Raw genomic sequence first — 14592 nt, 5'->3', positions numbered from 1 at the left:
TCTAACTTGCCTGCCGTACTTGCCGATGCGCAACCAACAAGTCCAACCCGGCAATGCCGCCGGTGTTGAACAGCAGCAATACGGCGGCGGCAGCGGCTTCGATCAAGGTTTTGTTGACGAGCAGATAGGCGCCTTCGCTGCCGGGCTGTTGTGTTCCGGCGAGCGGCACCATCAACAAATAAAACAACGACAGCAACAGCAACGCGCCCCAACAGCCGATGCGTGTGAACAATCCAAGCATCAGTGAAAGGCCAATCAGCACGAGACTGATTTTCACCGTGCGATCCAGCCAACCGGCCCAACCTGCATCCAGCATTCGTTGAAAGAGCGCGGCCAGCGGCCCTGTCGCCGCCTTGAGATACCCGGCGGATGTCCAGGCGCTGAGCCGTGTGCCGTCGGCGCTCCAACCCGGCAGTCTGAATTTGTAATAGCCTTCGTAAAGAAAGTGCCAGCCGATCAGCGTGCGCAACGCGATCAAGGCGATCTGCTGTTTGTTTGAGAGAAGAAGCTTGTTGCCGTTAGTCATGGAAAAGCTCTACTGCGCAATGCGCGTTGTGCCCGATGACAAGGGGTTGCTCGGCGTCACGTTCCAGCAGCACGGCCAGCGTGCCGGGATGTGCCGCGCAATACGTTTCGGCCAGCGCACGTCCACCGACATAAAACGCCGTCGCCAGCGCATCGGCGACTGCCGCAGCATCGGTCACGACGGTTACGCCCGCAACACCTTCGGCGGGCCAACCCGTGCGCGGATCAAGGATGTGGGCGTAGCGTTGGCCCGCGTGTTCAAAAAACTGCTCTTCGCCGCCACTGGTCGCCAGCGCAGTCTCGCACAATCGCAAGACCGCCAAGCGCTGATCCGGTTTGCGCGGATGACGAATACCAACCACCCAACCCTGACCGCGTGCGCCACTGCCCAGCGCGCGCATGCTGCTCGAACCGGCACTGAGCAAGGCCGTGCGAACCGCGCCGCGCATTTGTCCGGCCACGCGATCCAGCGCGTAGCCTTTGCCGATACTGCCCAGATTGATCTCGACGCCGGGTTGCGCCAATCGAATGGTGCGCGCCTCGGCATTCAGCCGCAGCTTTGCGCTGCCGGTGTTCAGACGCGCCGCTTCGATTTCCGCCGCCGTGGGGATGCGTCCCTGCCGCCGCAGAAAGCCCCAGCAATGGCTCAAGGGGCTGGACGTAATGTCGAATGCGCCAGCGGTCGCGCGCGCCAGTTCCTGACACAAACCGAGCAAGGCAAAGAGCGCGGGTTCGACTGGCACGGCCTGGGTAGCGGCGGTTTGATTGATGTGGCTGATTTCGCTGTCAGCGCGAAAGACCGTCAATTGCTGTTCGAGACGGGCGACCTCATCCAGCGCGGCACTCGCCACGCGCACGCCGGCCTGCGCAGTTTGCGGCAACGTAATTTCAAAGCGGCAAGCCATCGCCATGCGACTGACGTGCAGCCAATAGCTGCTGGCAGCAGGTTCGCGGCGTGGAGCGAGTTTTAGGAATTCGCGGCGTTCGTACATCAGTTCAACACGTCCGGCAGAATCAGCGAGCGAGCATTGGGATGCAACCGCACCCACAACCCCGGATTCGCATCGAGTTGCTGCGCGCGCGCTGCCGGGTCGGCGGCGATTTTCGTTTCGAGCACGCGGCGATAAGTGCGGCGTTTGGCGGGCGCGGTGGCGGCATCCACGACGGATTGCACGATGCGGCGCGCGCCCAGAATCAACGCCGGGCCGAGTGTCAAAATGTGCGTGGCCGCGCGGCATTCGGCCTCATCCGCCGTGCTCACGGCGCTGCCGCCCGCTTTGAACTTGGTGATGTGGTGATCGAGGATGAGCGGAGAAATCGAGATCAGCCCCGCCGCATCGTTCACCGTCGCACCCGAACCGGCGCGGATGTAAGCCAGATGCGAGGCATCATCGGGTTCAGGCCCGTGGCCTAAAAAGAAAATGTCCGGCCCACCCAGCGCTTCCAGTTTGTTGAGGTAAGCCACCAACTCGCCTTCGACATCCGCCGTCTCGGTCTGCATCGGCGTGAAGCTTTTGATCTGTTGGAAAAACGCCTCGCCCAGCAAACGTTCAAAATCGCGGATGAAACTGAGGCTGCTTTTCATCGGCAAGGGCGCGAGGGCATCTTGGGTAAACACGTGCAGCCGCGCCAGCAATTCATCGGGGCCACGGCGCGCGCGTTCGCCCAGCAAGCGATGCAGCGCCTGTGCGCCACGCCCGCCCAGCAAGATCATCACGAGGTCGCCGTCTTTGGCGCGCCCGAGGGCTTCGAGTTCGGCCAGCAGCGCCGCGCCGACGGCTTCTTCAGAAGGTAAAATTTCGGGTTGCAACTCGCGCGCTTTCAGACAGCTCAGCGCGGCCAGATGTGCGGCTTCGTCAGCGGCGTAAGCGAGCCAGGTGTTTTCGCCCACAGTGCGGCGCTGCAACTTGCTACGATCCTGTTCGGTCATCACGGGAACCCAGCTTGCAAGAAAATTTCACCACGAGGCGACGAAGAAGACGAAGTGAAGGCGCTGGCGCGCGGGAGGTTCTTCTTAATTCTTCGTGCTCTTCGTCGCTTCGTGGTGAAAGCGGTTTTAACTTCAGCACAACTCAGAACGTAAGCTTGAAGCCGTACTGAACCTCGCGCCCGATGTAACCCGGACGCTTGCTGATGACTTTGCCGAAGTTCGCCGTGTTGTTGAAATCCACCACCGGATTATCCCAGTTGATATGATTCGCCACGTTGTAGCCTTCGACACGGAACTCGAACTTCCAGCCTTCGTGGATGCGGAAGGACTTGCTCAGCGTCATGTCTACTTGCGAAGTGCCGGGGCCGACGACGCCGTCATACGTCCACGGATTGGTGCGGCGAATGTTGACCGGATCGGTTTGCGCGGATAACACCGGCAAGGCCGCAAACACAGACTTGTCGAACCACGCGCCATTCGGGCCTAGCGTGCGGTTGTCGAGGTGCGGATTGCCGCTCACGATCAGGTTTTGATTGAAGATCAACTGGCGGCCCGAATACCACCGGTTGGTCGTCGTCAATTGCCAGCCGCCCAGCGCCAGATCAACCGGGAGCGGCGCACTCTTGAGCAACCAGCGGCCTTTGCCCACCGGAATTTCCCACGTCACCGCGTGATTGAACCGATGATGCGCAACGGGCAATGGACGCCAAGTCAACTCGCGCGCATACATCGCGCGGTCGTCGAAGAATTCCGTTTGCTCTTCGGTTTGATAGGCGTAATTCACCAACAGGCTCAGGCCCTGCGCGAAGGGGCGTTGGGCCTGCACTTTGTAAGACATCACGTGCAATTTGCGCAGCGCCGTGTTGGTTTGCGTGATCGCACCATATTGCGGATAAGGCCGCAACAACGTCGCCACCGTCACATTGGCCGCGCCGTTGCGCAACGCGCCGGGGAAGACGTTGGTCGTCAGGTAATTGCGGAACGGATTTGCTACCGAAGCATTCGTCACCGAACGCGGTTGGTCATACAGGAAGTTCGGATCGGCCTGATTCAGGTCAACGTCAATCGGCAGATTGGTGCCGTTGTTGTAAAAGAAATCGAAACTCACGATGGTGCGCTTCCACACTTCGCGTTGATAAGACAACGAATAGCGGTCGTTGTTTTGCGGCTTCAATTCGTATTGGTCGAGACTGACCGCGTTGCCCAGATTGGTATAACGCCCCAACGCTTTTTCGGTCGGCTGTTGCAAGGGATTCGCAAACGTGCCAGTGGTCGGAAACGGATTGGAAAGAAACGCCACTGGCACGCCCGTATTGCCGTTGACCGTTGACAAACCCAGCGGGTTCGAACTGGTCGAGTAGCCCGCATATTGGGTGACGAAAGCCCCCAGCGGGTCACGAATTTTCGAGGAAGGTGACAGATAGCGCGCATAGCCAAAACGCAGCACCGATTTGCTGTCGAGCTTGAACGCGCCGCCGATGCGCGGCAACAGATTCAAGGCTTGCCGCGACCAGGCGTTGCGGTTGTTGGCATCCGTGAACACCCACGCGCCGTTATAAGTCGGCTTGTAGCCTTTGGTCGCCAACAGCGCCAGCACCGAAGCAGGCATGTTCGGCGGCGTCGTTTGAAATTCAGGAATCGGATTCGTGAGATCGAGCCGCTGTGACAAACGATTTTGCCGATCTACCGGGCCAGGTTCATATTCCCAACGCAAGCCCAGATTGAGGGTCAACCGGCTGTTCACTTTGAAATCATCTTGGAAATACGCTGCGTAACCCAACGTCACGACTTCCTGCACGGGTATGCGCTGCGCGACGGTGTTGGCGTCCAACACGCCGAGCAACATCGTCGCCCATTCGTTGCCGGAGGTGTTGATGTTGGCGCTGGTGTTCTGGCTCGCGGTGTTTTGCGCGCGGAAGTTCAGATTGAGCGGAATGAAGCGCGCGCCCTTACCTTTATCCACGCGCAGTTCGCCGCCGAACTTGAGGTTGTGATTGCCCGCGTACCAGTTCATGCGCGCCGAGCCGCCCCAGCCTTGCGGGCGTTGCCAATACTCGCTGCTTCCGGGACGCCCCAGTTGGTTATTCGTAGTGCCAGTCAGCACATTCACGGCGGGGTAATAAATCAAATCGCGCGTGAACAGCGACGTGTACCACGGGTTATTCGGCCACAGCGACTCGATGCCCGACTTGCCGAGAATGTAGTCGTCACTCGTCGCGAACTCGTCAATCAGCTTGTGATAATTGGCTCGCACGTTCAGCACCTTGGACGAAGAGATCGTGTAAACCGTATCCGCCGCAATGCTCAAGCCGTTGCGATGGCTGCCCGCCGCCGGAAACAGCTTGCCCGTCGTGTTGTCTTGCGGCGCTTCGAGCAGGTTGGTTTTGAAATAGCCATAACGCACAAACGCTTTGAGCTTTTCGTTGACGTTCCAATCCACGCGGTTCGAGAGATTCCAATAACCTACGTTTTCGGTCTTGGTGCCTTGCCAGTTCAAATCATTGCCCGGCAGATTGGGCAGGGGCGTTTCAGCAATCAGCTTCGCCGCCGTCGGATCAAAGCGATTGGCCGGAATGATGTTGTTGAGAAATGGTATGGCGCGCAAACCGCTGGTACCAGTTGAAGTGAGCGGATCATAGACGGGACGCGCACAGGTCGCACCACTTCCGCCACATAAACTTGCTGTAGCTCCGGGAGTGACCGTATAGGTGTAAGCACCGATTCTGGACTGACTAAAATCGCCTTTGCGTTCGAGCGCCGTTGGAACGGTAAGTTTCACAGTGATGGGGCGATGGTCGTACCACTGTTCCCACGAAGAGAAAAAGAACACTTTGTTTTTCACGATGGGGCCGCCAATCGTGCCGCCATACATTTTGAGCCGCGTGCCGCGATAGATGGTTTCGTCAGCACCCGCCGTGCGCGGAATGGTCGGGTCGCCGAATGCGTTAAAGCGCGGATCGCGGTTGTGGTAATAGCCCGAACCGTGAAAGCGATTCGTACCGGATTTCATGTTCAACGTGATGACGCCGCCCGCGCTATAACCGTATTCGGCATCCACCGCGTTCTTTTGAAACGACACTTCCTGCACGGCTTCAATCGAAGGCGTGTACGAAGTTTTGTAGCTTGAAGTCAGCGGCACGCCGTCGAGTTGAATGTCGTTGGCGCGCGTGGTGCCGCCGCCCGCGTCGAATTCGTTGGCGAAGGCGTGGTGATAAGGGCGGTTTTCGCCGTTGGCGTTTTCGCCGCCGTTGATCGTCGGGTCGAGCGCGACGACGTTGTAAGGATTGCGTCCGCGCAACGGAAGCTGGTTGATGAGTTCGTTGCCGATGGTTGTCGAGTCGCTGCTGGAATTGAATTGCACAGCCACGGGTGTGTCCTGAATGGTGACGACTTCGCTGACGCCGCCGATTTCCATCTTCACGTTGACGGTGATGTCGCCGCGATTTTGCACGAGGATATTGCGCTGCTCGAATTTCTTGAACCCCTGCGCTTCGACAAGGACGGTATAGGTTCCCGATTCGACGAAATCGAAAATATACAGTCCTTCGCCGTTGGTCTGGCGCGTCACTTCGACGCCGGTGCCGACGTTGCGTAAGACAACTTTGGCGCCCGGTAGCGCGCCGCCCGAAGCGTCGGCCACAGTGCCTTGTAATTTCGCACGATAGTCTTGCGCGTGGCCGAGCGTCATCAAGTTACAGCTAATAACGCAAAAGAGCAGCACACGCAGGACGCAGATCGAATGTTTCATACTGCCTCCAGAGATGTTGTGGTTAAGTCTATTAATTGTCTGGCAGCGCGAACCAACCAGAGTTGAGTTACTTGAGCGGGCGGAAAAGCAGGCAGCCGCCGGAATGAATCGAGCGGCTGCCACGTGTTTGGCATAACAGACCGGCCTAAAACACAAACTTCAGCGTCAACTGCACGCGCCGCGCGTAGTTGGCCTGATTGCTCGCCACGATTTGCCCGAAGGCCGCCGAAGTCACGCCCGTCGTCGGGCCTGGGAACAAGACGTGGTTAAACGCATTGATGAACTCGGCGCGGAATTCGAGGTTTCTGTTTTCCCAAAGCTCGGTCTTCTTGATCACCGAAAGATCAATGTTGCTGATCTGATCGGAGCGCAAGAAACCCAGGCGCAACGGGGCCGTGCGCACATTGCTGGCCGGCTGGAACGAACCATCGCGGTTGAAACCGGTCGGATTCGCCAGCGGCGTGCCCGGACACGACGCTGCGTTGTAAGTAGTCTTGCACGGGTCGTTGAAATCAACCCAGACCGGTGTTCCGGCGGCGTTGCGAATGACGGTTGCGCCGTTGCGCAGCGCGACAAAGCCCTTGGTGTTGAACCACTGCGCAACTGTTTGCTGGTCACCCGGCAAAGCAATGTCGCGCAGGCTGCCGAAATAAAACACATTGCCAAAACCAATCGGCACGCCGCTCTGGAACTGATAGACGCCCGACATTTGCCAGCCGCTGATGGCGTATGAAACGCCGCGATTGACGTTCGCGCCCCACTTGCGCCGTTTGCCGAAGGGCAGCTCTAAAATGCCGCTCGCCGAGAAACGATGTGGACGGTCTGAGCCGGAAATGGTTTCGACCGGGTCAGGGTCAGCCGCGTTGAGAAACTCGACGGCTTCCATGAACTTCGACCAGGTGTAGTTGAAGCCCAACGTGTAACCTTTGGAGAAACGCTTATCCAGGCGCGCTTGCAACGAGTGATACCAGGAATAGCCTTCGTTGGTCGTCGTGTTGATGTCGCCGAATTCCGGGTAAGGCTTCAGCAATTGCGAACGCGCAATCGAAGCCGCGCGGAACGCCGTGCCCGCGTTGGCCGGCATCAAGCCGACGAACGGATTGGGCAGCAACGCGCCCAGATAATTATTTTGCGTGTCATCGCGCACCGTCGCCGTGCTCAGGTATTTCAACGGCACGGTGTTGAGGTTGCGGCCCGTTTCGATGTGCGTGCCGCGATTGCCGACGTAAGCCGCTTCGGCCACCCAGCCTTGGGGCAGTTCGCGTTGCAGGCTCAATTCCCAACGCTGGTGATAAGGCGCCAGCGGATGCGGATTGAAAAAGCTGATAGTCTGCCCCAAAAAGGTTTGTGTGCCATCCACCGCGCCGCGTGGTGCACTCAGACCATTCTGAAACGCCTGAAATGGATTCGACAGCGTTTCGATAAACGACACGCCGTTGTTGAGCGAAGGCGTCAGCGTCGTCGAAGTGCTGAACCCGATCTGGTTCACATCGCCACGCCGCTGTCCCAAAAAGCCGAAGAAGATGCCGTAACCGCCCCGCGCGACCATCTTGTCGGTGAGTTTGTAAGCAAAGCCCACGCGCGGCATGAAGTTGCGATGGGGCGTGAAATACAACCCGCGCGGATTACCGTTGACGCCCGCGAAATTCAAACCGCCGCGCACATTGAGCGTCGCCACTTCAGGCGTAGGATTCTTGAGATACGCCGCGCGCGCGGCTGCCTCGATCGGTTGCGCCGCGTTGTAATCGAAATCGCGCACGCTCTTGTTATAACGCTCGGTCAGCGCGCCTTCATATTCCCAACGCAGGCCCGCGTTGATCGTCAGTCGTTGACTGAACTTCCAATCGTCTTGCAGAAAGACGCCCCAGGTCGTGGATTGCTCGGCGTAATCCGCCGGTTGCGCAATCGAACCGGAAGTCGGAATGCCCAACAACAATGCCGCGAACGAAAAGCCCAACTGGCTGGGCACGGCGGCGTTATCTAACGGCCCGCGCACATAGGTCGAGTCAAACGTGAACTGTCCCGTCTGATTGTTGCCGAAAAACTTGTCGGTCTCGCGGTACGAGCGAAACTCCATACCGTATTTCAGCGAGTGCTTGCTGATGACGTGATTCATCGTCGAGTTAAAGGCGTGCGTATCGGTCGGGCGGAACTCGCCGCCGACGGCAGTGCCTTGATAACCGGTGAAGTCAAAGCGCGGGAACCGCCGGATGTCGTCAGGGATCAGCTTGTTGTAATAGGCAGGAAAACCCAGCGTGGTCAGGTCCATTCCGCGATTGCCGGGGTTGGAATCAGTGCCGCGAATGAAGCGGTTGTAGCCGTAGCGCGTGTTGACGACCATCGTCGAATTGATCGTCCAGACGTGATCGAGCGCGCCCTGCCGCGACTTGAACAGAAACGTATTCCCGGTCGCAATGTTTTGGTAATAGTCGTCGTAATCGCTGTTGCGATTGTACCAACTCGCGCGTCCAAAAAGGCGATGCCGCTCGTTCAGTACGTGATCAATGCGGATCGTGTTCGAGAGGTATTTGATATTTTCGAGCAAGCCCGGTTGCGCGAAATTGCCCGTGCCATCCGCCGCGCCGGTGGTCGTGGGCTTGGGCAGGAAGCTGTCTACGAATTTGCGCGCAATCGGATTAATCAGATTTGCCGGAATGACATTGCCCACAAATGGATCGCGCTGTATGCGGCTGCCGTTTACCCGCGCGGTGAAGGGGTTGTAAAGCTGATAGCCCGCGTTGGCCGCCAACAATTCAGAGAAATCGCCGCTGCGCATCTTCACGCTCGGAATGGTAAACGTCCCATCGTTGCGCGGGCGCGCTTCGGGAATGTTTTCGATGCCGTACATGAAAAACGTGCGGTTGTGCCCGTTGTAAAGTTTCGGAATCCACACCGGCCCGCCAATCGTGCCGCCTAAGCGCCGGTAATTGAAATTCGGCAACGGTGTGCCCGTGCGGTTGGCAAAAAAGTCATTGGCGAACGTGCCCGGCGTCAGTTTCGTCCAATAGGCCGTGCCGTGAAAGCCATTCGTGCCCGATTTAATGCTCAGGTTGGTCACGCCGCCTTCGGTGTTGCCAAAGCTGGCGTCAAAGGTCGCCGTTTGCACTTTGAATTCCTGAATCAAATCCTGCGGCGGCACGAAAGAGGCGATGACCTCGTTAGCGTTGGCCGTCGAAGTGCTGGGGACGCCGTCAATCGTAATATCGCTGCGATTCGCCAGCGTGCCGTTGATCGAATAACCCACGATGTGCGTCGGCTCGAACGGGCGATCCAAGCGGGGATCGCGCGTGTAAGAAACGCCGCCCGCCAAACCAATCAACTTGAACGGTTCGCCGTGCGGGATGGGCAATTCGGCCACGCGCCGCGAGTCCACCACCGTGCCCAACGAACCCGAGCTGGTTTCGAGCGCGGGCGCGTCGGTTGTCACAGTGACAGTTTCGCCGACATCGCCGATTTCCAGCGCGACATCAATTTCGACCGTGTCGTTGACTTGTACTGCGACCTTTTCGCGCAGGTATTTCTTAAACCCCTTGGCCTCGGCTTGTATGCGATAAGTGCCCGGCAACAAATACGTCGCCTGGTAAAAACCCGCCGCGTTGGTTGTCAACGTATTTGTCGTCCCCATCGCATTATTGGTGATTTTGACCGTCGCGTTGGGCACGGCGGCCTGATTCGCATCGAGCACCCGGCCCGTGATCGTGCCGCGCGCCTCTTGTGCGTGCAGGGCAGTGCTGAGACAAAGTGCCAGCAGAGCCGCGAGTGAAATGAGTTTTACTGCCAGGTGTTTCATCGAGTCCTCCGTGAGTGCAGGACGGATGTACGTCTGTCCTAGCCCGTTCACTAGCCGCCAGACGTCCGTCCGTCCCATCATGATCTTCATATATTCAAGCCGAATTGCTGATTAAAATTGGCACCAAAGAACATGCGATTCAGGCAGCCGCCTGTTTCGGCAAGCACACGCACAGGCCACAACCTGAACCTCATGCTCTGTTGCGAATAAAACGATTTGATAGAAATAAGCCCAGCAAAGAAAGGTGGAACTTCTGTGGCGTGCTCAGCCGCGTGGCGGGCGAGCCGGGTTCCTTTTGTCGTGTCAGTCATCGTCCGCGTCGCAGTAACGACACCCGTGGATATTCAAGGTTTTACCGCATCCACATTTATCTGTAAAATTCATAATTCCAAACGTTTCAATCGCAAATACCGATCAATCACAGGAGCCGGAAACATGGACTTACACCAACTCAAAATCTTCTATTCCGCCGTCCGCACCGGTGGTTTTACACACGCCAGCCGCGAAATGCACTTGTCACAATCCACGATCAGCCAGCACATCAAACAACTCGAGCACGAACTCGGTTGCCAGCTTTTCATGCGCGTCGGCAAGCGCGTTTTGCTGACCGAGGCGTGGCAATTGCTGCGCGACCATTGCGAGCGCATCCTGCAAGACGTCAAAAACGCCGAGATGGCGATCCGCGAACTCAACGGCATGCAACGCGGCAAAGTCCGCCTGGGCACTGGCGCAACGACGCTGATTTATCAATTGCCGCACGTGCTCGAAACTTATCAGGCGCGTTATCCCAACATCGAACTGGTCATCGTGTCGGAAACCACCGATGTCATCATCCGTGACGTGCAAGCCCAACGCCTCGATCTGGGGCTGGTGATGCTGCCCGTCGTGGAAAACGACCTGCAACTCACTCCGCTGTGCGATGAAGAATTATTGATCGCCCTGCCCCGCCGCCATCCGCTGGCGCGCAAACGCTCCTTGACGGTCAATGATCTGCGCGCGTTGCGGTTCATTCTGTACGAAAAGAAAACCGTGATGCGCGGCTTGATTGACAACTTTTTCGCCTCGCTCGGCGTGACGCCGCAACTGGCGATGGTCATGGAAAACATCGAAGCCATCAAAAGTCTGGTCGGCACCGGTCTGGGCGCTTCCGTCCTGCCCAGTCACGCCGTCGGCAATGATGCGTTGGATAAAAAAGTGCGCCTCTTGCGCGTCGAGCGGCATCGCCTCCATCGCCAACTCGCGCTGGTCACCTTGAAATCCACGTTTGTGCCCAACGCCGTGCAGGAACTGTTCAATCTGATCGTGCAGGAACTCGGCACGAAACAACCTGGCCGCAATGGCGCGAAACGCGGAACAGTACCGCGACAGTGATGGAGCGGTCTTGGTCAGCAAACCTAGCGGAACAGCGTGCAATGAAACGCGACCGCTCCATCACTGTCGCGGTACTGTTCCAACAAGTGTTTCAGTTCCCACGGCCCGCCACCAACCGCACCGGCCCTAACAAACCTGACGGCAACGGTTGCAGGTTTTCCATGTCCTGCGGCTGGAAACGCTCGCCGTAGCGCTGATTGAGTTCTTTGTAATCGGGCTGTTTGTGCCCGGCCAGATAGTTAATCGCCGTGTTACCGACGACGATGCGCAAGCGATTCGCGCCTGGTTTCAACAGCTTCGTCACCTCAAGCGAATACGGCGGACACCAGACCGCGCCCGCGCGCTGCTCGTTGACATACACTACCGCCGCATCCCGCACCGGCGCATCGAACCAAGCCTGCATACCGTTTTTGCGCGCTTGCACGGGCACCGCCTGCCCCGCGCCGAAATCCAGCCGCACACTGAGCCGTGCCAGCGGTTGCAACAGCGCCGCCGGCACATTGATTTCTTTTTCGTATGTCGCGGCGCCCGAATAGAAACGCGTCGCCTCGTCTTCCGTCCACGAACGCAATTGCGCGCGCGTCTGGCTCACTTGACCGATGGTCACCCGCCAGTCGTTGCTGATTTCCACGGGCGCGGGCAGCGCGGCAAGCAGCGACGGCGCGGGCACGGGCAAACGCCGCCGGGTGAAGACCAGCACCCGCGCTTCATAAGGCGCAAACGACAGCGCGACGGTCGCGCCTGGCGCGCTCCATTCGGCTGGGAGCGGCGCGACGCCGCCATCCAGCGGGTTCCAGCTTTCGGCTTGCCCCGCCATCACGCGAAACGTGGCGGTGACGCGCTGCGTTTCATTGGTCGAATTGGCGAGAAAGTAAATCTCGGCTTCCGCAGTGCGGCGATGAATAAAGCCAATACCCGGCACGGCAGGCGTCAGCCGCACATCGGGTTGCGTCAACGAGGCCAGCTTGCCGCCGAGTTCCCGGTCATCCGCGACAAAATGCGCGAGCGGTTTTCCCCCCGCAAACAGTTTCTGAACCAATGCGCTGAATTGCGCGCGCTCGGCCTCAGTGGTTTTGAAGCCCGGCAACAGCGCAGGTTTACGCCGCGCCGCAATCACCACGCCGCCCTGCCGCGCAAAAGCTTCCAGCGTTTGCAACGTCGCCAGCGGCAGGCGTTCGACGTTCGGCAAGACGACGGCCTTGTATTTGTTCGGCCCCAAGGCCAGCCCGCCTGCTTCAACCTTGCCGAGTTGCCGCAACACCTCGTCGTCAAAGAAATCCAAGTTGAAGCCCGCTTCCAGCACTTGCGCGATGGCGTCTTCGCCGATGCGCTCTTTGAGCGCTTCGATCATGTAATGCACTTTGGGATTGACGAAGCCGGCCCAGGCATCGCTGTTGGGCAGATAGAACGCCACGTCATTGGCGGACGCGCCCTGTCGCATCAGATAGCTGATGCGTTGCAGATACTTTGAAACCTCCGGCATCGCAATCCACCAGGGATTCTTTTCGTCAAAGACCGCCGCCGCATAAAAACGATTGCCCGGATATTCGACGCTCTCAGGCGTATACGGCCAGCCATGCCCGATGAGTTGATTGATGCCTTGCAGGAAGTGCAAATCGGCTTCGGCTTTGACATCGAGCGGTGTCGCGCGGAACGACGGCGAATGCAACCACGTCCAGGTTTCTGAGGACGTGATATTGCGCCCGTACAGATGATTCGCTGACGAGGCCCAACGCGCGGCGCGCAGGGTTTTCCACTGCGGCCCCTCGCCTTCGGTCAAATCCACATTGGCATTGCTGCCAATCGTCGCGGGCGGGATGCCATAGCCTTGCAGGCGGAATTTGGTATGGTGCTGCTTGGCCCACTGTTGCAACGGCGCGAGGAAGCGTTCGTTGAGTAACTCGGTCAGCGTCTGCCCCCAATCGTGGCGGACACTCGCGGTTTGCGGGCCAATGTCACGCACCAGCGCGGGCAACAACGGTTTCAAATCGTAGCCGCGCCGCCGTTGGAACTCTGGCAGAAAATCGCTCGTCCAGTCAGAGCTAAACACTTCGAGGCTGTCGCAAAAGACGGCGTAAGGCGGCTGCGTGCCGAACGCCTGTATCAGCGGTTCGCCGACATTTTTCAAATACGTGTCGAGCGCCGCGCGGTCGTAATGATTCAGCACGAAGCCCTCGGCTCCATACGCCGCGCGTTTGACCTGTTGGCGCGTGCGGCCCGCGATGAAGAAAAGCACTTCGCTCTTTTTGGATTGCTCGGCGGGCAGCCAGACCGCGCCGTCTTTGACCTCGGTCAACTCGCGTTGCCCCGCAAAGGCCGCGATGAATTCCTCGCCATCGCCCAGCTTGGGCAGGGGCACGCGCGCTTGTTCAGCCGTCACCCGTTCAACGCGCAACCGCCCCGCCGCCTGGGTCGCGGGCACCAGCGGCCCGCCAAAGGGCCAGCCGCTGCCGAGCGTCAAATCCACGCGCAAGCCCAATTCACGGGCCTTTTCGTTGGCGAATTTCAGCGCGTCGAGGAACTCAGCCGAGAGGAAGCGCAGATTTTTGAGGCCCTTGCTTTCGTCATCCAAGGCCAGCGGATAGACGGGTTGAATCTCTACGCCGCCAATGCCTGCGTCTTTCATCTGGCGCAACTCGCGTTCGATGCCGGCCTTGGTCACGGCCGGGCCGAACCACCACCAGCGCATCATGATCCGCGCGTCGTCGGGCGGCGTTTGGAATTGGCGTTGCAATTCAGCCAACGAATCGGGCGAGGCGCCCGGATGTTGCAAGATGGACGCGGCCAACACCAAAGGCAGCATGAACAAAGCCAGCAACTTGGGCATGTTCGTCGAACGCTTTTGAAATCTCATGCGATTGGTTCTTCCCAGCTTCAGAGCAAATTGCAATTGGGTGTACGGTCAGGCAGTGCGTCCCCAGGTTCCCACTTTAGAAATCGAATTCCACCGCTCCCTGAATACTGCGCGCGCCACAGGCGCCGTTGAACTCGCCGAAAACCGTGCCGGAGATCGCAGCGCGGCTGGCAGACCGCGTATGCTTGCAATGTTTGTTTGATTTCGTTATTCGTCCCAGCAAAGAAGGCTAGTCGTACCCGGCTTGAATAAAGCAGCCGCACGTCTTTAACAATGAGCGGAGGCTGAAAAGTTTCCAAAAGAAATCTAAAATCGCAGGCTAAACTGCTGAGGCTGGATAGATTGGCTGCGGCCTATGCGTAACTCAGTAAGGG

The 14592-nt window shown here is 58.5% G+C and carries 7 protein-coding genes; 1 reads left to right on the top strand and 6 read right to left on the bottom strand.

Translation table 11 applies throughout. The features are described 5' to 3' along the window. Nucleotide 1: 1 nt before the first annotated feature. The 5 genes from HY011_26115 to HY011_26095 all read right to left on the bottom strand — a co-directional run bounded on the left by HY011_26115 (nt 2) and on the right by HY011_26095 (nt 9993). On the bottom strand, nt 2-526 hold the full coding sequence (locus HY011_26115; GenBank protein MBI3426421.1) for a DoxX family membrane protein: 525 nt from the start codon (nt 524-526) through the stop codon (nt 2-4). Further along, nucleotides 519-1517: an FAD:protein FMN transferase gene (locus tag HY011_26110; GenBank protein MBI3426420.1), complete on the bottom strand. Its 999-nt coding sequence runs from the start codon at nt 1515-1517 to the stop codon at nt 519-521. Before HY011_26110 ends, HY011_26115 begins: the two co-directional genes overlap by 8 nt. Beyond that, complete coding sequence (locus HY011_26105; GenBank protein MBI3426419.1) at nt 1517-2455, bottom strand: hypothetical protein; 939 nt, start codon at nt 2453-2455, stop codon at nt 1517-1519. The genes HY011_26110 and HY011_26105 overlap by 1 nt, the downstream gene beginning before the upstream one ends. Nucleotides 2456-2597: 142 nt before the next feature. Then, a complete protein-coding gene (locus HY011_26100) occupies nt 2598-6203 on the bottom strand; it encodes a carboxypeptidase regulatory-like domain-containing protein (protein MBI3426418.1) in 3606 nt (1201 codons plus the stop codon). A gap of 145 nt (nt 6204-6348) precedes the next feature. Continuing rightward, nucleotides 6349-9993 (bottom strand): TonB-dependent receptor, encoded by a 3645-nt coding sequence (locus tag HY011_26095; GenBank protein ID MBI3426417.1) that lies wholly within the window; start codon nt 9991-9993, stop codon nt 6349-6351. Nucleotides 9994-10428: 435 nt separating this feature from the next. Between HY011_26095 and HY011_26090 the strand changes: the two genes are divergently transcribed. Then, on the top strand, nt 10429-11364 hold the full coding sequence (locus HY011_26090; GenBank protein ID MBI3426416.1) for a LysR family transcriptional regulator: 936 nt from the start codon (nt 10429-10431) through the stop codon (nt 11362-11364). A 91-nt stretch (nt 11365-11455) separates the two neighbouring features. Here the strand turns inward: HY011_26090 and HY011_26085 are convergent, their stop codons facing one another. After that, entirely contained in the window at nt 11456-14167 is a 2712-nt protein-coding gene (locus tag HY011_26085; protein MBI3426415.1) for a glycoside hydrolase, read from the bottom strand. Nucleotides 14168-14592: the final 425 nt, after the last annotated feature.

Source organism: Acidobacteriota bacterium (assembly GCA_016196035.1).
Classification (GTDB): Bacteria; Acidobacteriota; Blastocatellia; order RBC074; family RBC074; genus JACPYM01.
Note: the sequence above shows the minus strand (reverse complement) of the source record. Positions and strands in the feature narration are given on the sequence as shown.

Bases quoted from the DNA above. Each gene is read 5' to 3' on its own strand.
- HY011_26115 (MBI3426421.1), bottom strand. From the start codon at position 526: ATGACTAACGGCAACAAGCTTCTTCTCTCAAACAAACAGCAGATCGCC.
- HY011_26110 (MBI3426420.1), bottom strand. From the start codon at position 1,517: ATGTACGAACGCCGCGAATTCCTAAAACTCGCTCCACGCCGCGAACCT.
- HY011_26105 (MBI3426419.1), bottom strand. From the start codon at position 2,455: ATGACCGAACAGGATCGTAGCAAGTTGCAGCGCCGCACTGTGGGCGAA.
- HY011_26100 (MBI3426418.1), bottom strand. From the start codon at position 6,203: ATGAAACATTCGATCTGCGTCCTGCGTGTGCTGCTCTTTTGCGTTATT.
- HY011_26095 (MBI3426417.1), bottom strand. From the start codon at position 9,993: ATGAAACACCTGGCAGTAAAACTCATTTCACTCGCGGCTCTGCTGGCA.
- HY011_26090 (MBI3426416.1), top strand. From the start codon at position 10,429: ATGGACTTACACCAACTCAAAATCTTCTATTCCGCCGTCCGCACCGGT.
- HY011_26085 (MBI3426415.1), bottom strand. From the start codon at position 14,167: ATGCTGCCTTTGGTGTTGGCCGCGTCCATCTTGCAACATCCGGGCGCC.